The following is a 19,626-nucleotide window of genomic DNA, read 5'->3' as shown; positions in this document are numbered from 1 at the left end:
AGAATAAGAAAATTCTTTTTATGAATTTTACGCATTAAACCGCTTGCGTTGTCGTCTGCGTCGTGCGTTAATGGTCTTCTGGTTTTGAGTCCAAATAAATATCTGACGTAGTTTTATAAAGCAGTTCTCATCACGTTGTGCCTCTCCGCAGCCTCTCTTGGGTCTTTATCTACTTTCCGATTAGTTTTGTTTAAAACCATTATTGCCTGATCGGCTCATGAGTAATTTACGTTTTTACGTTTACAGGAGAATCCTATGACTTCTTATATCCATTTTCGCTGCCCATGCTGTCATGGCTCGCAGTACCGTACTTCAGTTTTTGATGTGTCTGAGAAAAATCCTCACGGCGCGAAATGCATTTTTTGCAAATCGTCGATGGTTACGCTCGATCACCTGGCCGCAGCACGTTCTGCCCAGAGCCATATCACTGAGTACCGCAAGTAATTAACAACGCTTTCCATAACAGTTAGCAAAATCTTCTCTTTTTCTCCTGCTGATATACACTGTCGGCAATAAGGAGAATCTGATGAAAAAATACCAGCGTCTGGCGCAACAAATTATCTCGCAGATTGAGCTTGGCGTATGGCTGCCGGGCGATAAGCTGCCTTCGCTGCGAGAGCAGGTGGCGAGCAGCGGCATGAGTTTCATGACCGTGGGCCACGCGTATCAGATGCTGGAAAGCCAGGGGCGCATTGTCGCCAGACCGCAATCGGGCTATTACGTTGCCTCGCGCCCGACTGCGCAACAGCCTGCTCCTCCGGCTCAGGTGATGCGCGATGAAGTGGTCGACATCAACACCTATATCTTCGACGTGCTGCAGGCCAGCCGCGATCCCTCCGTCGTCCCGTTTGCTTCCGCATTTCCCGATCCGCGCCTCTTTCCGCTTCAGCAGCTTAACCGCTCGCTGGCGAACGTCAGTAAAACCGCCACCGCGATGAGCGTGATTGAAAACCTGCCGCCGGGTAACGTCGATCTACGCCACGCCATTGCCCGCCGCTATGCGCAGCAGGGGATGAACATCTCACCTGAAGAGATTGTCATTACCGCAGGCGCGCTTGAGGCGCTGAACCTAAGCCTTCAGGCCGTCACCGAACCCGGTGACTGGGTAATCGTTGAAAATCCCTGTTTTTATGGTGCTCTCCAGGCGCTTGAACGCCTGAAGCTGAAGGCCCTGTCGATAGCGACCGACGTGCGCGAGGGGATCGACCTGAATGCCCTTGAACAGGCCCTGAATGATTATCCGGTAAAAGCCTGCTGGCTAATGACCAACAGTCAAAACCCGCTTGGCTTCACGCTGAGTGCGGAGAAAAAGGCGCTGCTGGTGGCGCTGCTAACGAAGCATAACGTCACCCTGATTGAGGACGACGTCTACAGCGAACTCTATTTTGGCCGTGAAAAACCGCTCCCGGCCAAGGCCTGGGACAGGCAGGACATGACGCTGCACTGCTCCTCATTTTCAAAATGTCTGGTGGCCGGTTTTCGCATCGGATGGGTGGCGGCGGGAAAGCATGCGCGCCGCATTCAGCAGCTGCAGCTCATGAGCACCTTATCAACCAGCTCACCCATGCAGCTGGCGCTGGTGGATTATCTGGCGACCAAACGATATGACGCGCATCTTCGCCGCCTGCGACGCACGCTGGCCGAGCGCAAACAGCAGGGGTGGCAGTCGCTTTTGCGCCATATGCCTGCTGGCGTCAAAATCCATCACAACGACAGCGGCTATTTTTTATGGCTGGAGCTTCCGGCACAGCTGGATGCCGGGCTGCTGAGCGAGAAAGCGTTAGTCCACCACATCAGCATTGCGCCAGGTAAGATGTTTTCAACCTCAGACAGCTGGACGCCGTTTTTCCGGTTTAATACCTCCTGGGCGTGGGGAGAACGGGAAGAACAGGCTGTTATTCAGTTGGGAAAATTAATTAGCGAGATGCTGGAATAAATCGCGTAGTCGGCTTTTAAATAATCCTTCCTTATCTTTATGACGGCGCTGCGAATATCTCTCAGCGCCGCACCATAGGAAATCTGCATACCCCCTTCCTCTGCTAACTCCTTGTCTATAATCCAGTTAACGGGGAATGCGCCCTCGGTCACACCTTGATGAAATTTCCTTTAGCCGAAAGGTGCGGCGCATTTGCGCGGTCTACGTTTAATTAAGGAGATATTTTTACGGCAAGGCTGCCGCTAAATTTCATTGCGACTGGAGTAAATCTAATGAGCAAAAATTTTGCCCGCAGCAGCCTGTATGCGCTTGGCATGACAATCATGACCGCGCAAGCCGCCGAACCGCCGAAGGCCATCGGTAACGGGGAAGGACGACTGGATATTATTGCCTGGCCGGGGTACATCGAACGCGGTCAGACGGATAAAAATTATGACTGGGTGACCCAGTTTGAAAAAGAGACCGGGTGTACCGTCAACGTCAAAACGGCGGCCACATCCGACGAGATGGTCAGCCTGATGGCGAAAGGGGGATATGACCTGGTCACGGCCTCCGGTGACGCCTCGCTGCGCCTGATCATGGGGAAACGCGTTCAGCCGATTAACCCCGATCTGATCCCCAACTGGAAAACCCTCGACGCACGGATTGTGAAAGGGGAATGGTTTAACGTTGACGGCAAAGTCTACGGCACGCCGTATCAGTGGGGGCCAAACCTGCTGATGTACAACACCAAAACTTTCCCGACGCCGCCGGACAGCTGGAGCGTGGTATTCACCAAACAGAATTTGCCTGACGGTAAAACCAACCAGGGACGCGTGCAGGCGTACGACGGCCCGATTTATATCGCCGATGCCGCGCTGTTCGTCAAAGCCACTCAGCCGCAGTTAGGTATTAAAGATCCGTACCAGCTCACCGAAGAGCAGTACGCCGCTGTACTCAAGGTGCTGCGCGATCAGCACGCGCTTATCCACCGCTACTGGCATGACACCACCGTTCAGATGAGCGACTTTAAAAATGAAGGCGTGGTGGCCTCCAGCGCCTGGCCATATCAGGCGAATGCCCTGAAGGCAGAGAACCAGCCCATTGCCACCGTCTTCCCGAAAGAAGGGGTGACCGGCTGGGCGGACACCACCATGCTGCACGCGCAGGCAAAACACCCAATGTGCGCCTACAAATGGATGAACTGGTCGCTGACGCCAAAAGTGCAGGGCGATCTGGCGGCCTGGTTTGGTTCGCTGCCGGTGGTCGCGGAAGGCTGTAAAGCCAGCACGCTGCTGGGGGATAAAGGCTGCGAAACAAACGGTTATAACGAGTTCGAAAAAATCATGTTCTGGAAAACGCCGATCGCGGAAAGCGGGAAATTTGTCCCTTACAGCCGCTGGACGCAGGATTACATTGCCATCATGGGCGGTCGTTGAACGTCCGGGAGCAGAACATGACGTACGCAGTAGAGTTTAATGACGTTTCCCGTCTGTACGGCGACGTACGAGCGGTGGATGGGGTGACTATTGGCATTCGTGACGGGGAGTTTTTCTCCATGCTGGGGCCTTCGGGCTCCGGCAAAACGACCTGCCTGCGCCTGATTGCCGGTTTTGAACAGCTGAGCGGCGGCGCGATAAAAATCTTCGGTAAAGAAGCCAGCGAATTGCCTCCCTGGGAGCGCGACGTCAACACCGTATTTCAGGACTACGCGCTGTTTCCGCACATGTCGATCCTCGACAACGTGGCGTACGGGCTGATGGTTAAAGGTGTCGACAAGAAAAAACGCTACGCGCTGGCCGGTCAGGCGCTGGAGAAGGTCGGCCTGAGTTTTGCCGTCGCGCGTAAGCCTTCACAGCTCTCCGGCGGCCAACGTCAGCGCGTGGCGATTGCCCGCGCGCTGGTGAACGAACCCCGCGTGCTGCTGCTGGACGAACCGCTGGGCGCGCTCGATCTTAAACTGCGCGAACAAATGCAGTTCGAGCTGAAAAAGCTTCAGCAGGAGCTGGGCATTACCTTTATTTTCGTCACCCACGATCAGGGAGAAGCCCTGTCCATGTCGGATCGGGTGGCCGTCTTCAACAACGGGTGTATCGAGCAGGTTGATACCCCGCGCGAACTTTACATGCGTCCTCGCACGCCGTTTGTCGCCAGTTTTGTTGGCACCTCTAACGTTTTTGATACTGCATTGGCCCGTCAGGTCTGTGGGATGGAGGGGATGTATTCGCTGCGCCCGGAACATATTCGTCTCAATGAGGGCGGTGACGTTCAGGTGCAGGGCGTGGTACAGGCGGTACAGTATCAGGGCGCGGCCACGCGCTTCGAGCTGCGTCTGGCTGACGGTGCGAAACTGCTGGTCAGCCAGGCGAACCTTACCGGAGGCGCGCTCCCGGTGGGGATTGCGCCCGGACAGCAGGTGCTGGTCTCGTGGTCACGCGAGGCCATGGTGTTGCTTCATGAGGAGAGGTGAAATGGACATGAGCGTTTCACCCACGCCCGCGCCGCACGGTAGGTTAAGCCGTATTACCGCCTTGTTCTGGCGTAAACCCTCGCTGGGTCTGTTCCTGCTCCTGCTCGCGCCGCTGATGTGGTTTGGCATCGTCTATTTGGGTTCGCTTCTGACACTGCTGTGGCAGGGTTTCTATACGTTCGACGACTTCACCATGTCGGTGACGCCCGATCTCACCTTTGCGAACATTCAGGCACTTTTCAACCCGGCGAACTACGACATCATCTTGCGCACGCTGGTGATGGCTCTTGCGGTCACTGTCGCCAGCGCGACCCTCGCGTTTCCGATGGCGTGGTATATGGCGCGTTATACACGCGGTAAGTGGAAAGCCTTTTTCTACATCGCGGTGATGCTACCCATGTGGGCGAGTTATATCGTTAAGGCTTACGCCTGGACGCTGCTGCTGGCGAAAGATGGGGTGGCACAGTGGTTTCTCAGCCATTTGGGGCTTGAGCCGCTCCTGATTTCTCTGCTTACGCTTCCGGCGATTGGCGGTAACACATTGTCGACATCAGGGCTGGGCCGCTTTCTGGTCTTCGTCTATATCTGGCTGCCGTTTATGATCCTACCCGTGCAGGCGGCGCTGGAGAGGTTACCCGCTTCTCTGCTACAGGCGTCTGCCGATCTGGGCGCTCGTCCGCGCCAAACCTTCCGCTACGTGGTTCTGCCGCTGGCTATTCCGGGCATTGCGGCAGGATCAATATTTACCTTCTCGCTGACGCTCGGGGATTTTATCGTGCCGCAGCTGGTGGGGCCGCCGGGATATTTCATCGGAAACATGGTCTACGCTCAGCAGGGGGCCATTGGGAATATGCCCATGGCTGCCGCATTCACGCTGGTTCCGATTGTGCTGATCTCGCTTTATCTGGCGTTCGTGAAACGCCTGGGAGCATTTGATGCACTCTGATCGCGCACCGTTGTTCCTGAAAGTGGCCGCGTGGGGCGGGGTTATCTTCCTCCACTTCCCGCTGCTGATTATCGCGATCTATGCGTTCAATACCGAGGACGCGGCGTTCAGCTTCCCGCCGCAGGGGTTAACGCTCAAGTGGTTCAGCGTGGCGGCAGGGCGTGGGGATATCCTTGAGTCAGTGACGTTGTCACTTAAAATTGCCAGCTTATCAACCGGCATTGCACTCCTGCTTGGCACGCTTGCTGCAGCGGCTCTGTGGCGCAGCGAGTTCTTTGGTAAAAACGCGATTTCTCTGCTGCTGCTGTTGCCGATTGCCCTGCCGGGGATTATCACCGGCCTGGCGCTGCTGACGGCATTCAAAACCATCAACCTTGAGCCGGGATTTTTCACCATCGTTGTAGGACACGCCACCTTCTGCGTGGTGGTGGTTTTCAACAACGTGATTGCCCGGTTCCGGCGCACGTCCTGGAGTCTGGTGGAAGCGTCGATGGATTTAGGTGCAGACGGCTGGCAAACCTTTCGCTATGTGGTGCTGCCTAACCTTGGCTCGGCGCTGCTGGCCGGAGGGATGCTGGCGTTTGCGCTGTCGTTTGACGAAATTATCGTGACGACATTTACGGCGGGACACGAGCGCACGTTACCGCTGTGGTTGCTCAACCAGCTCGGTCGTCCGCGTGACGTACCGGTCACCAACGTTGTTGCACTGCTGGTGATGCTGGTCACAACCATCCCCATTCTGGGAGCCTGGTGGCTAACCCGCGACGGCGAAAACGGTGCCGAAAGCGGGAAATAACATTGATTTCAACAGGACAATGCTATGCAAAAACTACTGCTGATTAATGGTGAACTGGTGGCCGGTGAAGGGGAAACGCAGCCGGTCTATAACCCTGCCACCGGCGACGTACTGCTGGATATTGCTGAAGCGTCAGCGGCGCAGGTCGATGCGGCCGTTCAGGCTGCGGATCGCGCGTTCGGGGAATGGGGGCAAACGACGCCTAAAACCCGCGCCGAGTGTTTGTTGAAGCTGGCTGATGCCATTGAAGCGCATGCTGAAGAGTTCGCCCGGCTCGAATCCCTTAATTGTGGAAAACCTCTGCACTGCGCGCTGGGGGACGAAATCCCGGCGGTGGTCGACGTGTTTCGCTTCTTTGCGGGCGCGGCGCGCTGCCTGAATGGACTGGCCGCCGGCGAGTATCTTGAAGGGCATACGTCAATGATCCGCCGCGACCCGATCGGCGTCGTCGCGTCCATTGCGCCGTGGAACTACCCGCTGATGATGGCTGCCTGGAAGCTGGCCCCCGCGCTGGCGGCAGGCAACTGCGTGGTGATCAAACCTTCTGAAATTACACCGTTGACGGCCTTAAAGTTGGCCGAGCTGGCCAGAGACATCTTCCCGGCAGGCGTACTTAACGTTCTCTTTGGTCGCGGTAAAACCGTCGGCGACCCGCTCACCGGGCATGAAAAAGTCCGCATGGTCTCACTCACCGGGTCGATTGCCACGGGCGAGCATATTATCAGCCACACGGCTTCCTCAATTAAGCGCACCCATATGGAGCTGGGCGGCAAAGCACCGGTGATTGTTTTTGACGATGCCGATCTGGACGCCGTGGTGGAAGGCGTGCGCACGTTCGGTTTCTACAACGCCGGACAAGACTGCACCGCTGCCTGCCGTATCTATGCCCAGAAGGGCATTTACGCCGCGCTGGTTGAGAAGCTGGGGGCCGCCGTCGCCAGCCTGAAAATGGGGGCGCCGGAGGACGAGTCGACAGAACTTGGCCCGCTCAGTTCTGCCGCACACCTGTCACGCGTGTGCAACGCGGTTGACGAGGCAAAAGCGCTGAGCCATATCCGCGTGGTGACCGGCGGGAGGAAACACGAGGGGGCGGGCTACTACTTCCAGCCAACACTGCTGGCCGGGGCGAAGCAAGAAGATGCAATTGTTCAACGAGAGGTGTTTGGTCCGATCGTCAGCGTGACGGAATTTGACGACGAAGCGCAGGTACTTGCCTGGGCCAACGATTCGCAATATGGCCTGGCGTCATCGGTCTGGACCAAAGACGTGGGCCGCGCGCATCGTCTGAGTGCGCGCCTGCAGTACGGCTGCACCTGGGTGAATACCCATTTTATGCTGGTGAGCGAAATGCCGCACGGCGGCATGAAATTATCCGGCTACGGCAAAGATATGTCGGTCTACGGGCTTGAGGATTATACGGTTGTCCGGCATGTCATGATAAAACACTAAAAATTATGCCCGGCGGCCAGTATCGCCGGGCGTTTTATTTACCAGCCACATACCTCGTGCTCATTTTCCGTATCGTAAGCGCGGACGGTATTCACCAAATCTTTCACCACGTCTGCGGCGACATCGGGGATGAGCAACTCCATTGGTGCGTCAGTTTCATAATCCACCGAGACGCCGTTGCTGTTGTTGGTCACGGTCACGGTGTACGTTGCTTTACTCACGACGTTACTCCTTATGTGTATTAACAACTTTCCCGATACCTGCGCCCTGAAGCGTAACGTCAGGATCGGCAAAAAAGTCGATATTGAAATAGGTATCGTCGGTCAACAACTCAATGCGATGCCATTTTTCCGGCGGTAAGATGCCAAACGATCCCGCCTCGATCACCTGTTCCAAATCCGGTTCTGTTGCATCTGCATCCGGGAAGCCAAAATAGCGCACCGCGCCCTGCATCACGGACAAACGGCCGTAGACGCTGGCTTTAGTATTATGATGATTGAAAAGGGCTTTTGGCGCGGTGTCTTTATCCCAGAAGGGCGTGGAGCGGGTATGAACAAAATTCTCAGGAATACGTAGCATAATGATTTCCTCTTAAGTGAAAGCCACTTAAAGCGACCTCAGTACCTCGGGTTCAACGAAAAAGTCGATGTTGAACAACGTGTCATCGGACATAACTTCGATGTGATGCCATTTCTCCGGCGGAAAAACACCGAAGTGCCCAGCCTCGATAATCAATGTACTGTCAGGCTCGGGAGTCAGTTCATCGGCATAGCCTAAGTAGCGTACGGCACCTTGCATAACGGAAAGGCGCGGATAAACGCCCGGACGGGTGCCCGTGTCGAGATGACGCTGAAAGATCCCGGCAGGGGCAGTGTCTCGATTCCAGAAAGGGGTGGAACGGGTATGAATACAACTCTGCGGAATGCGTAGCATTTGGCCTCCCATGAATGTCTGCCTTTATTAGACGCCTTTCAAAAACAGAGGACTTGTCAAAAAGTGTATTTTAGATGCGTGTTATAGATAAGGAGTATTGCCTGCTCTCCCTGTTTGTTACGCAAGATACTCAATTGTTATTATCCATAAACTTTAAGTGGTTATTCTGTAACGAAAAAACTTGATCTGTATCAACATATGACGCATATTGCGTGCGGTTATTTTTTCGGCTCTGGTATACAGAATGACGTTGTATCAAAAGATGTTGGTTTTTTACGCAATCATGGCTTCTTTCTGCGCATTAATTACCTGGTTCCTCTCCAAAGACCGCAAACGTATCCGCCTGCTCAGCGCTTTTCTGGTGGGCTCGACGTGGCCAATGAGCTTTCCCGTTGCGCTGCTGATCTCGCTTTTCTGAAGCACGCTTCCATTTTTAAAAGATGAATATGGCATTCCAGATACAGTAACTGTATAAATACACAGTGAATCGTAAAAGGAGTGCTTATGAACAGTTTTTACTCGCAGCAGGCCGGTTGCACCGTGCGCTGGCATGACTTGCCCGGCACCGGCGATCCCGTGGTGTTCATTCACGGGCTGGGCTGCGCCTCTTCCTATGAATATCCCCGTGTCGTTCATGATCCGCTGTTTGGCGCGCGCAGAGCGATTCTCATCGATTTGCCCGGCAGCGGCTACAGCGATAAGCCTGAGCACTACAGCTATAAAACTACCGACCAGGCGCACGTTGTGGCGGAACTGATTGATCACCTTAAACTGGATGCCTTCTGGTTATACGGCCACAGCATGGGCGGCAGCATTGCTATCGAAACGGCGGGGCTGCTGGCGGGGCGCGTGAAGGGGCTGATGGTCTCAGAACCCAATTTTCATGCGGGTGGGGGAATGTTCAGCCGGTCAATTGCCGCACAAACCGAGCAACAGTTTCTGACGCAGGGTTATGACGCCATGGTGAGCGCGGAAACGACGGCGTGGGCGGGTTGCCTGAAAAGCAATGCGCCTTATGCCGTCTGGCGGGGTGCATCGAGTCTGGTGGAAGGCGTTGAGCCAGAATGGGAGGCGCAGTTCCTGTCACTCCCTTGCCCAGTGACGTTGATTTTCGGCGAGCTGTCGCTGCCTGATGGCGACGTGGAGAATCTGAAGCGGAAGGGCGTTGAGGTGAAAATCATCCCTGCGGCGGGGCACTCAATGTCGTGGGAAAATCCCTCTGCGCTGGCGCAGACGCTAGCCGGGTGTATGGTGGTGTGATAATGGCCCGCACTGCTGCGGGCCAAAATATCAGGATGTAGGCCGGGTAAGCGCAGCGCCACCCGGCAAGAAAGGCGGCTACATTGTAATCAACGTTCAGCGCAATAATGCGTATAAGGCCTGACGCGCGCCAGGCTGGACATCATGCGGATGCTGGTAATCAATGTTCTCTATCGCGCGGCTATAAAGCGCAACCAGCCAGTCGTACACATATGCTGTTGCGGCATGTATGGGTTGCTCGCCCAGACGCGCGAGACGCGGGGTGGCACTGCTCACGATGGGCGTAACAAAGATTGCCTTGCCTTTACGGATGCGGCTTGCAGGACGCCCAGTAACCGGCATTTTGTCGTAACCCAGCCAGCCAATGAAATTACCCATCACCGCATGCAGTTGCGCGGCGCTACTTTTATCCGTCTCAACGATCCGCTGCAGTTGCTGAGGTAAATCCAGACGATAACTGGCGACGACGAGTACATCGGCAACCTGCTGTAAAACCGCCGGTTCAAGGCCTAACCGGGCGGCAGCGGCATCGTTGCGACTCCATTGACGCAGATGGTTAATCCACACCTTGTGCGCGAGGCGTGCTTTATCTTTGGTCTGAACGGTACCGGTGCTTTCCTGCGTATTTTCCGCGAACAGGTCAATAACGTCAGTGAACAACCCGTTGACCTGCTCCTCGCGCGGCTGCTGTACTGCCAGCAGCGTTTCAAAGGCTTTGAGCGGCGGTAAAAGCCCTTCAAGCAGTTCACCGTGGCGTGCGGCGCTGCTTTGCAGCATTCTCACCATATTTTCGGCCTGAGAACGTCTTTCCCCTGCATCCTGAGTGACCGGGGCAAGATAAGGTTGCATGAGTGCCGCCAGTTCCTGCTGTAAAAGCGTTTTTAGCTTATGGAGCCGCTTGTGACGCTGAGACGGCAGCGTGGCCTGAGAAAGCCACTCAATCATGCGCTGCATGCTGTGGCTGTCCAGCGCCTGCAGCGTACCCCAGCGCAGACCCGGCTGGCCCAGCAGGTGCTGGACGGCTTCATCCAGATTCTGTTTCGTCGTAAAACGCGCGTCGTGTGGCGTAATTGCCCACACGAGACCCGGGAGAGCGGATTCTTCCGCAGGCTGCGTCTCTTTGACCCAGTTCTGAAGGGTTCGCGCAGCTTTGGCCGTCTGCTGATGATGTGCGGTGGCGTTACAGATGACCAGTACATCGGGCTGTAGCTGCTGACGATAATGTTCCAGCAGCCACAGGCATTTGGCCTGCGTCATCAACGATGCTCCGTCGTCAGACAGCGCAGGAATATCAATAATATCTACATTATCAATGACGCATCCCTCTACCGGCAGCACCAGCTCACGGGTAAGGAAGGCGAGGATATCAACGGGAATGCTGATGGCATTTAGCACGTCACCGTCGCTGATCGGGTGCAGCAGCGCTTCCTGCGCCTCCGGCGCGGTTAACGCCCCGTGAGTCAGGAAACCTTCACTCGGCAGACCAAAATTATCCACCAGCAGGCTAAGGGGGGCCGCAAGCAGCGTGGCATGGCTGGTTTGATGCAGAACGTGGGCGAGCTTAAGCCACTGTTGGGTTAACTCCTGTTGTTCTCCCCACAGCAGTGACCAGACGCTGGCGCGCGTGCTGAGATCGAGCGAAGGGATCAGCAGTGCGAACTGGTGCCACAGGGCATCGTCCATATGCTGTTTCCCGCCGGGAACGGTGCTCTGCCAGAAACGGGCGATTGCACCCACTTCCTGTGCGGTGATCCCCGGAACGCCTTGCGGTTGACGCAAGGCGCGCCACTTCTCCAGCCGCGTTTCAATCACGGATTTATCCACCGGGCGGATCTGCGGGTGCAGGGTGATGCGCGCAATAAACAGCTGGACCAGTTCGGCTTCGGTCACCAGTCGCAGACGCAGCGGAAACGCCTCATCGGCAATATCCCGCTGTTCGCGGGTGAAGCGAATGGCCATATTCGTTGCCGCATGGCCGGGATTGATATGCGAAAAATAGTCGAACGTGCGCTGGCCGGGTGACACGTTCAGACGACCATTACCGCTGCCGCACAATGACGTGAGTAAATGCGATTTCGCCGCCTGGGAATGGCCGTACAGCCCGATGCTGCTCTGGCTCAGGAGGGCACGGTCAATGGCCTGCTCACGCGCCTGGGCGGACGTGACCCGTGACAGCAGGGCATCAGCATCGTTATCCAGCATGGGAGCGTGCAGGCGCGTGTCGTTAATCCACCCGATTAAGGCCTGAGTGGTGGCAGTCGTCACAGTCATTTCAGGTATACGCTCCCGCTGTCAATCCAGTAGTGGCTGCCGCTGTGTCGGCGATCGGCCAGGGTATTCAGTTTAAAGGTCAGTGCGTCCGGGGGAACCGGCGTGCCGTCCTGTAGCCAGGCGTCGCTGAGCTCGAAGGACTCCGGCCCTTCGTGCTTGCTGCCGCCGCGCAGCTTCAGGCGAACGTTAAGCACGCCGTCGCCTGCAATGGCTTTTGCCAGTTCAGCAGAGTTAATGCTCAGGGTATACAGCGGCGTCGCTGGCCAGCGGGCGTTTGCAAGCTGACGGAAGCCGAGCGTGACGTTCCCGCGTAGCGGGAAATGGAGACGGGCATCCAGCTTCGCGCCCGGCTTATCGAGATCGATATCCTGGTACCAGACGTTCTCTTCGCGCAGGGTATTTATGGTGTTATCCAGCACGCCCAGGTAACGAACCGTCGAGTATGCGCCAATGTCGGCTGCCTTAAAGTTGAAACGCGGCAGGCGAAGATCCAGCGCCAGGCTGCACAGCATCGCGCCGACGGCGGCAGTAGATTTAGGATTGCCGATACGCCCCTGCTGGCTGAATGGATACCATTCATGCACCTGATACTTATCCAGCCAGACGATGCGGTTGACCGGCACCGGCTGCAGGTGGCGGATGAGCGCCTGGACACCCGGCAGGCAGCCCGGGCGGCCCGTGATCAGCAAAATATCGCAGCTGTAATGGGAAATGGCCTCGCACACCGCATGAAGGGGAGACGCCAGCGTGAACTGTCCGGCCAGCATGGCATCCTGCATCTCGCGGAAATTAACGTGCAGCGGAACGGCAAAGAGATCGAACGCTTCTGACCCCGCGGGCAGCGCATGGTCGATCGCCTGCTGCAGATAGTTCAGGACGTTGCGCGTTGGTTTTTGCGCAAGGAGATCGCCGAAGGTGGCATGCAGTCCGGCCAGCGGATCGTCAATGTCGCTGGATTCCCACGCGGCGAGGATCGCATGTCCAATCGGCATAAACAGCTGAAGCGCCGTTTGCTGGCGCAGCACGGCCTGCGTGTCAATGCGTCCGGAATCGCCAAACAGCGACGCCATCAGCAGGGAAGCGTCCGCAATCCCGGATTTCTGCAGCTGGGTTTGCAGCGCAGGCAGCACATAGCGCTGGATCACGTCCAGCAGCGTGTCGTCTCCGGCGACCTTAAACCCTTCGCGGAACAGCAGCTGCGGGGTAATTTTGACGTTGTTACCGGAACCGTCGTCTAACTGATAGTGCGTAATCGCCATATCCGTCGTACCGCCGCCAATATCAATGGAGGCCACGCGCAGTGAACGCCCGGGTTGAACGCCCGGTTCAGGCTCTCGATCCGGACGGGCGAGGGAAGCGAAGAACGCTTCTGTCTGGCCGCCGAAATGGGAGATGGCTTCGTTATACAGCCAGACCAGCTGGCCGCAGCTGGCTTCGTCCCATTCCATCTGAATTTCAGGTACCGGCACCACGCTTTTTTCCTGCTGTTTGCGGCTGGCAAAATCTTCATCCTGCGGGTGCCAGCCCATCGCTTTCCAGACGATAGCAATAGCTTCAAACATGCGACGACGGAAAATCTCACGCTCCTGTTTCGGCATGGCCGAGGGCAGGGTAAGAATGAGCGTGCGCAGCTGACGCGGAGACGCCGGGAAGCCCAGGCGCAAGCGCGTGGCGACGCTGTTGATCTGCCCCAGCGCCTGTGCCAGCAGCTCACAGAGCATATGGGTCATTAACGTGCTGCGGCTGTACTGCGGGGAAAATACCGGCAGACGTTCATCCTGAGGCAGGGTGAAGAGCGGCTCACCGTCATCGTTCATCAGGTTCATCAGCGGGAAGGCGGTCGCCAGCGGTTCACGCTGGGTTTTGCTGTTCATCTGGCTGAAGCGCCAGTCCTGAATCACCGGGGTTTCGTCCCACAGGTAGCGACGCGGGCTGGAGATACCGCTGTTACCTTCGGTACCCAGGCGCTGCATCGCCAGTTTGCGCGCTTCGTCTCCCACGCGCACGATTGACGGCCAGACGAAGGCATCTTCACGGCCGCTTTCCACGGAGAAGTGCTGCTTGCCGAAACGCGCTTCGGAGAACTCCAGGCGGCTGGTGAAGAGCGGCTCATTCAGGAACTGCGGCTCGCTTAGCGAGCGAACCTGCAGCTCGGCGGTCTGGCGCAGCCCATCGTTCGCATCGCCATGATCTTCAATAATGACGCCGCAGGTGTGGGTGTTGCCCACGTCGAGGATCAGGTCGACCGGAATGGCAGGGGTGCTGAGCGTGTGGGTGACAAATTTCACTTCAGGCACGGTCAACTGCTCGCCGAGCATCGACAGGAGATTGAGCCAGTGCGCCTGATATTCAAAACTGCGCATTGCCTGGTACAACTCGCGCTCAGAGCGTTTTTCAACACCGTCCGCAAACTGGGTAAAGGCTTCGCGCAGCCAGCCGTCAATCCAGGTCTGATCGAGGAAGTTCTCCACTTCCTCATCGCGCCAGGCGAGGGCGAAACGGGTGCCGTTCAGAATGTCGTTTTCGACAGGCGACAGCGCGGAAGTGGCGTGTTCTGCAATCTGGCTGTCGAGCGCGAGGGTCACGCGATGCGTATTGCCTGCCGCATCCGGGGTATCCAGTTTACGCACCTGCACGCGAGCCCAGTTGTCCGGGCCATCAACGAAGGTGCGCGGAGGATTAAAGCGCAGGAACGGTAGCGGGAGCCAGACGCCGTCCAGTACCGTCAGAGACTGATGCAGAGGAATGGTGCTTTCCGGCTTCACCACCTCCGGCTGGCTGCCGCCGCTCGCCGGGAGCGTGTAACGGCCGTTCACCAGGTCGAAATCAAGGCGCAGGAGCGGGCCATTTGCCGTTTTACGCACGAAACGACCATTGCTGGCGGTGTCCTGCGGGGTCAGGCCAAAATCAAGGAACTGTACGCCGCTGTTAGCAATGAGCGTGACGCTCTGTTTATAGTCGCAAAGAGTTACCAGCATAGGATCACGCACCTGCTTTCTTGAACGTCAGTGGAACGACGGTGTTGGCATCATAACGTGCGCTACATTCCGCCACATCGCTGGTGCCTGCTTTGCAGGCGACTTCAGGCATGGGATAGCGTGAGCCGTCCGTGCAGCGGGCGTTGCCGCGCGTTTTAATCAGTAACTCACCGTTGCTGTGCAGCCCGGAGAACACCTCGACGCGGCAAACGATGTTGTCGCCGTGAACCACGCGTGCGGTGCCTTTATTATTCTGTATTTGGTAGCGCAGTGACGGCGGCTTGCCGGTGACCGGATCTTTCACGTCGAGAAGGGCGCGCCAGGTTCCGTTCAGGAAACGTGTCGAGCCTGCTTTGACCTGATTGGCCTCCATCACCATGGCATCTTTCGGGATCGCGGCAATCACGACAGGCTCTGGTTTTGCGACGGGCGCTTGTACCTTCGGCTCCAGCACTTCGGCCTGGTGCAGAGGCAGGTTCATGGCAAGCTGTTCTACCGGCTTAATGGGTTTTGGCGCAATGGCAACAGGTGCTGCCGGTACGGCGACAGGTTCAGCAGAGGGTGCCTGTTTTGGCCAGAGTAATGGGGTCGCTATTGCCGCAACAATCACCGCTGCGACGGGCAATGACCACAGGGGGACGCGGCGCTTTTTCGGTACAATCTCGGGGACCGGTTCTTCTGCTACAGACGGTACAATCACGCGAGGCGGTTCTGGCTCGTACAGTTCGTCCTCGGTGATGCGCACGCTGGTCGCGGGCGTCACGAGCGGCTCATCGGCTTGTTCAAAGGTAATCACCGGCGTGGGCTCGGGCTCTGGCTCTGGATCGTCAATGACAACGGGCGCAGGTTCCGGGATCAGCGATTCCCTCAGGCAATCAAGCACGTCGTCACGGGCGTTCTCGTTAAGGTTCACGAAGCCCCAGAAGCAGATCACCGGTTTGCCATCGACCAGATAGAGGAAGTTTTCGCCGGGGAACTGGAAGGTTTTTGACAGCAGGGAACCAAACAGCTGTTGCGCGGTTTTCGGTGACTGCAGACACTTTTTACTCAGCGATTCCACGCTGGCCAGGGTGTTCTCCAGGTAGCGCAGGGCGCGGTAACGCTCATCTTCCTCTGCGGCTTTCCAGCTGGAAACCGTTCCGTCAACGGGGGAATACCAGTCCACGCGATCGCCGCCATCGTTTACCTGAGGAATGGCCAGGCAGTCGACAATCGCCTGCTGTTTGCGCAGCCGAAGCGCTTCACGGATTTGCAACGCTGATTCAAAAACGGCCTGTCCGCCGCCGCCAACGGCCTGAAAATCATCCAGATTACCGCTGCGTAAAAGTGTTTTTGCCACGATTTGTTCCCATAGACTTCTTCACACCGTTACTTTAACGAAACCGGGACGCAAACAAACGGCTGAGGAGACGCCAAAAGGGCCGATTTCTTACGGCATTGATCGCGACGGTTGTGCTTGACGAATAATGGTACTTAAGGCAAATCGCCTTTTTTCTTGAGTGGAAAAGCAGCAATAAACTCTGCTTTAGAATAACCTGATAGTGTTTCGTTATTTGTCAGGTCAAAACCGCTGTGCTGTTATTACTGTTCACAATAATAAAACTGAAAGGGTTATAACCATGTCTACAGGGAAAACGCTGCTTGCTCTCGCGTTGAGCACGCTTTTACCGGCAGGGGCCGCATGGGCGGCAAACACCGATACCATTATTTACTGCTCCGAGGCTTCACCCGAGTCGTTTAACCCGCAAATCGCCAGTTCGGGTCCATCTTTTGTCGCCAGCTCTCAGGTACTGTATAACCGCCTGATCAATTTTGACCCGGTGAAAAACACCCCTGTTCCGTCGCTGGCGGAGTCCTGGACCATTTCGCCGGACGGCAAAACCTATACCTTCACCCTGCGCAAAGGGGTAAAGTTTAACAGTAATAAATTCTTCAAGCCGACCCGTGACTTTAACGCGGATGACGTTATTTTCTCGGTCTTGCGTCAGAAAGACCCTAAGCATCCGTATCACAACGTCTCGCAGGGCAATTACGAATACTTCAACGACGTGGGGCTGGATAAGCTGATTCAGGACGTGAAAAAGGTCGACGATTACCACGTCCAGTTTACGCTTAGCGAACCGAACGCCGCGTTTCTGGCCGACTGGGGGATGGATTTTGCCTCTATCCTGTCCGCCGAATATGCCGATGCGATGCTGAAAAAGGGCACGCCTGAGAACGTCGATACATGGCCAATCGGCACCGGGCCTTACGTGCTTCAGCAGTATAAGGTGGACTCGCTTATCCGCTACGTCGCAAACCCGAACTACTGGGACGGCGCGGTCCCGACCAAACACCTGATTTTCTCTATCACGCCAAACGTAGAAACCCGTCTGGCGAAACTGCAGACCAACGAATGCCAGATTATCCCTGCGCCGTCGCCGGTTCAGTTTGACGTCATTAAGAAAAACAAAGACCTGACGCTGCATTCAATCGACGCGCTTAACGTCGGCTATCTGGCGTTCAACACCGAGAAAAAACCTTTCGATAACGTGCTGGTGCGTCAGGCGCTGAACTATGCGACCGACAAAAAGGCGATCGTGAACGCGGTGTTTATGGGTTCGGGTACGGTGGCAAAATCGCCAATCCCGCCAAATATGCTGGGCTTTAACAAAGATCTGAAGGATTACAGCTACGATCTAGAAAAAGCGAAAGCATTGCTGAAACAGGCCGGACTGGAGAAGGGCGCAGAAGTGACCCTGTGGTCAATGCCGGTTCAGCGTCCGTATAACCCGAACTCGCGACGTATCGCTGAGATGATTCAGGCCGACTGGGCTAAAGTGGGCGTGAAGGCGAAAATTGTCTCTTACGAGTGGGGCGAGTATCTCTCCGGCATGCGTAAGGGCGAGCACGACTCCGCGCTGTTTGGCTGGATGTCCGACAACGGCGACCCGGATAACTTCGCCGACGTGCTGCTGGGCTGTGACAGCATCAAAACCGGATCCAACGCCGCACGCTGGTGCGACAAGGGTTATGACGCTCTGGTGAATAAAGCGAAGCTGACCAGCAACCCGGCCGAGCGTGCGAAACTCTACGGCCAGGCGCAGGAGATTTTCTACCAGCAGGCACCGTGGATTGCCCTCGCGAACGGTAAAACCTTCTACGCGACCCGAAGCAACGTGACGGGTTACAGCGTGAGCCTGATGGGCAGCGATTTCTCCAAAGCGAAGCTGAATTGACAATGTTGCCCGGTGGCGCTGCGCTTGCCGGGCCTACAGGTCTAAAGTAGGCCGGGTAAGGCGTAGCCGCCACCCGGCAATAACAAGGAGTGACAATGTCACATTTAAACGACGTAACAGCCCGTGTGGATGCCGCCATCAAAGAGAGCGTGATTACCCACATGAACGAACTGCTGATTGAACTAAGCGATGATGCAGAGCTGAGCCGGGAAGACCGCTATACCCAGCAGCAGCGCCTGCGCACCGCGATTTCACACCACGGTAAGCAGCATAAAGAAGAGATGGATGCGCGTGAGGAACAGCTAACTAAAGGCGGCACCATACTGTAACGATCAAAACTGGCGTCGGGCCACCAGCCAGGCGCCCACCACCAGCATCACCGCGCCGCACACCGGGCCGATCAGCGCGCGCAGCGGAATGCCGTGGCTTCTCAGCACGTCCAGCACCAGCCCACCAATCAGCTGGCTTGCCACCAGTACCGCAATGGTGGTTGCCGCCCCCACATTCTGATACCCGCTAATGCTGGCAAAGACAAAAAACGAGCCCAGCAGGCCCGGGATCAGCGTCCACCAGCGAACCGTTGACGCCAGTTCATGAAAGCCGGTGAACCCCTGCTTAATCAACAAAATGCTGACAAACAGCACAATGCCAACCAGCGAGTTCAACAGCATGGCGATGAGAATGGTGGATGAGCTTTGGGTGATTCGCACCATCAACGTGTTCTGCACCACCAGCCCAATACCCGCGGCAACCAGGAACGCCAGCGTGAGCGATTGATTCATGGGAGTGCATCCGGTTCGCTGCGCTCGTCAAGCTGCAGCTGCATGAAGGTTAAATCCAGCCAGCGACCAAATTTGGTCCCCACCTGCGGCATCTGTCCCGTGGTGACAAACCCCAGCGTCTCATGAAGATGAATGGAGGTATGGTTTTGCGCTTCAATCCCCGCCACCATGACGTGTTTGCCAATTTTTCGCGCTTCAACGATCAATGCCTTCATCAACAACCGCCCGATGCCTTTACCCTGGTGGTCCGGGTGAACGTAGACGGAGTGCTCAACGGTGTGGCGAAAACCGTCGAACGCCCGCCAGTCGCCGAAGGAGGCATATCCCGTTACCACGCCATCGTCTTCGCTGACCAGCACGGGATAACCCACCAGCGTGCGCGCTTCAAACCACGCTATTCGGTTATCGGTATCCACCGTTTTATCGTTCCAGATGGCGGCCGTATGCAGAACCGCGTGGTTATATATTTCACCGATAGCGGCGCAATCTTCTTTACTGGCATGACGAACGATCATGATTAACCCTCAGGCTGAGTTGTTCACTATAGTGGTACGCAGATGTCACAATAGTACACAAAAGTGCCGTCTTACGGCTACGGTATAAACCCT

General features: G+C 56.3%; 19 protein-coding genes. 11 read left to right on the top strand and 8 right to left on the bottom strand.

What is annotated here, in order from left to right; translation table 11 throughout:
* The first annotated feature begins 255 nt into the window (after window positions 1-255).
* From ACOQH0_RS12075 to patD, 7 genes are all read left to right on the top strand, one after another.
* A complete protein-coding gene (locus tag ACOQH0_RS12075; RefSeq protein WP_052302284.1) occupies window positions 256-444 on the top strand; it encodes a hypothetical protein in 189 nt (62 codons plus the stop codon).
* An 82-nt stretch (window positions 445-526) separates the two neighbouring features.
* Window positions 527-1,936, top strand: coding sequence for a PLP-dependent aminotransferase family protein (locus tag ACOQH0_RS12070; protein WP_010431538.1), 1,410 nt, complete (start codon window positions 527-529; stop codon window positions 1,934-1,936).
* A 272-nt stretch (window positions 1,937-2,208) separates the two neighbouring features.
* Window positions 2,209-3,354, top strand: coding sequence for a putative ABC transporter substrate-binding protein YdcS (gene ydcS / locus ACOQH0_RS12065; protein WP_421510442.1), 1,146 nt, complete (start codon window positions 2,209-2,211; stop codon window positions 3,352-3,354).
* Window positions 3,355-3,371: 17 nt separating this feature from the next.
* Window positions 3,372-4,385, top strand: coding sequence for an ABC transporter ATP-binding protein (locus ACOQH0_RS12060; RefSeq protein ID WP_421510441.1), 1,014 nt, complete (start codon window positions 3,372-3,374; stop codon window positions 4,383-4,385).
* A 7-nt stretch (window positions 4,386-4,392) separates the two neighbouring features.
* Entirely contained in the window at window positions 4,393-5,331 is a 939-nt protein-coding gene (locus ACOQH0_RS12055; RefSeq protein WP_421510440.1) for an ABC transporter permease, read from the top strand.
* Entirely contained in the window at window positions 5,321-6,127 is an 807-nt protein-coding gene (locus tag ACOQH0_RS12050; RefSeq protein ID WP_421510439.1) for an ABC transporter permease, read from the top strand. Before ACOQH0_RS12055 ends, ACOQH0_RS12050 begins: the two co-directional genes overlap by 11 nt.
* A gap of 24 nt (window positions 6,128-6,151) precedes the next feature.
* Complete coding sequence (patD, locus tag ACOQH0_RS12045; RefSeq protein ID WP_421510438.1) at window positions 6,152-7,576, top strand: aminobutyraldehyde dehydrogenase; 1,425 nt, start codon at window positions 6,152-6,154, stop codon at window positions 7,574-7,576.
* A gap of 38 nt (window positions 7,577-7,614) precedes the next feature.
* Here patD and ACOQH0_RS12040 read toward each other — a convergent pair whose 3' ends face one another.
* From ACOQH0_RS12040 to ACOQH0_RS12030, 3 genes are read right to left on the bottom strand one after another with little or no spacing between them, the layout of a single operon-like run.
* Entirely contained in the window at window positions 7,615-7,797 is a 183-nt protein-coding gene (locus tag ACOQH0_RS12040) for a DUF1869 domain-containing protein (protein ID WP_010431529.1), read from the bottom strand.
* Between the two features lie 4 nt (window positions 7,798-7,801).
* The gene (locus ACOQH0_RS12035; RefSeq protein WP_421510437.1) at window positions 7,802-8,155 is read right to left on the bottom strand and encodes a DUF1971 domain-containing protein; all 354 of its coding nucleotides are present in this window, start codon (window positions 8,153-8,155) and stop codon (window positions 7,802-7,804) included.
* Window positions 8,156-8,182: 27 nt separating this feature from the next.
* Window positions 8,183-8,509: a DUF1971 domain-containing protein gene (locus ACOQH0_RS12030; RefSeq protein ID WP_421510436.1), complete on the bottom strand. Its 327-nt coding sequence runs from the start codon at window positions 8,507-8,509 to the stop codon at window positions 8,183-8,185.
* Between the two features lie 244 nt (window positions 8,510-8,753).
* Here ACOQH0_RS12030 and ACOQH0_RS12025 point away from each other — a divergent pair, with 244 nt between their 5' ends.
* Both ACOQH0_RS12025 and ACOQH0_RS12020 read left to right on the top strand, forming a co-directional pair.
* Window positions 8,754-8,927, top strand: a complete 174-nt coding sequence (locus tag ACOQH0_RS12025; protein WP_421510435.1) for a GhoT/OrtT family toxin — start codon at window positions 8,754-8,756, stop codon at window positions 8,925-8,927.
* A gap of 86 nt (window positions 8,928-9,013) precedes the next feature.
* Window positions 9,014-9,769 (top strand): alpha/beta fold hydrolase, encoded by a 756-nt coding sequence (locus ACOQH0_RS12020; RefSeq protein ID WP_421510434.1) that lies wholly within the window; start codon window positions 9,014-9,016, stop codon window positions 9,767-9,769.
* Window positions 9,770-9,865: 96 nt separating this feature from the next.
* Here ACOQH0_RS12020 and ACOQH0_RS12015 read toward each other — a convergent pair whose 3' ends face one another.
* From ACOQH0_RS12015 to ACOQH0_RS12005, 3 genes are read right to left on the bottom strand one after another with little or no spacing between them, the layout of a single operon-like run.
* Window positions 9,866-12,040, bottom strand: coding sequence for a virulence factor SrfC family protein (locus ACOQH0_RS12015; protein WP_421510433.1), 2,175 nt, complete (start codon window positions 12,038-12,040; stop codon window positions 9,866-9,868).
* The gene (locus tag ACOQH0_RS12010; RefSeq protein ID WP_421510432.1) at window positions 12,037-15,018 is read right to left on the bottom strand and encodes a virulence factor SrfB; all 2,982 of its coding nucleotides are present in this window, start codon (window positions 15,016-15,018) and stop codon (window positions 12,037-12,039) included. The genes ACOQH0_RS12015 and ACOQH0_RS12010 overlap by 4 nt, the downstream gene beginning before the upstream one ends.
* Window positions 15,019-15,022: 4 nt before the next feature.
* The gene (locus tag ACOQH0_RS12005; RefSeq protein ID WP_421510431.1) at window positions 15,023-16,357 is read right to left on the bottom strand and encodes an SrfA family protein; all 1,335 of its coding nucleotides are present in this window, start codon (window positions 16,355-16,357) and stop codon (window positions 15,023-15,025) included.
* 280 nt (window positions 16,358-16,637) lie between these two features.
* On the opposite strand from ACOQH0_RS12005, the gene ACOQH0_RS12000 reads away from it, so the two are divergent.
* Both ACOQH0_RS12000 and ACOQH0_RS11995 read left to right on the top strand, forming a co-directional pair.
* On the top strand, window positions 16,638-18,236 hold the full coding sequence (locus ACOQH0_RS12000) for an ABC transporter substrate-binding protein (protein WP_421510430.1): 1,599 nt from the start codon (window positions 16,638-16,640) through the stop codon (window positions 18,234-18,236).
* 95 nt (window positions 18,237-18,331) lie between these two features.
* Complete coding sequence (locus ACOQH0_RS11995) at window positions 18,332-18,565, top strand: YdcY family protein (protein ID WP_010431507.1); 234 nt, start codon at window positions 18,332-18,334, stop codon at window positions 18,563-18,565.
* A 3-nt stretch (window positions 18,566-18,568) separates the two neighbouring features.
* On the opposite strand, the gene ACOQH0_RS11990 is transcribed toward ACOQH0_RS11995, so the two are convergent.
* Entirely contained in the window at window positions 18,569-19,018 is a 450-nt protein-coding gene (locus ACOQH0_RS11990) for a DMT family transporter (protein ID WP_010431505.1), read from the bottom strand.
* Window positions 19,015-19,533: a GNAT family N-acetyltransferase gene (locus ACOQH0_RS11985; protein WP_421510429.1), complete on the bottom strand. Its 519-nt coding sequence runs from the start codon at window positions 19,531-19,533 to the stop codon at window positions 19,015-19,017. Before ACOQH0_RS11985 ends, ACOQH0_RS11990 begins: the two co-directional genes overlap by 4 nt.
* Window positions 19,534-19,626 lie beyond the last annotated feature (93 nt).

This window comes from Enterobacter sp. JS8-1, from assembly GCF_049187015.1.
Taxonomy (GTDB): Bacteria; Pseudomonadota; Gammaproteobacteria; order Enterobacterales; family Enterobacteriaceae; genus Enterobacter; species Enterobacter mori.
The sequence above is the reverse complement of the archived record's forward strand: the minus strand, read 5'-3'. Positions and strand labels throughout refer to the sequence as shown.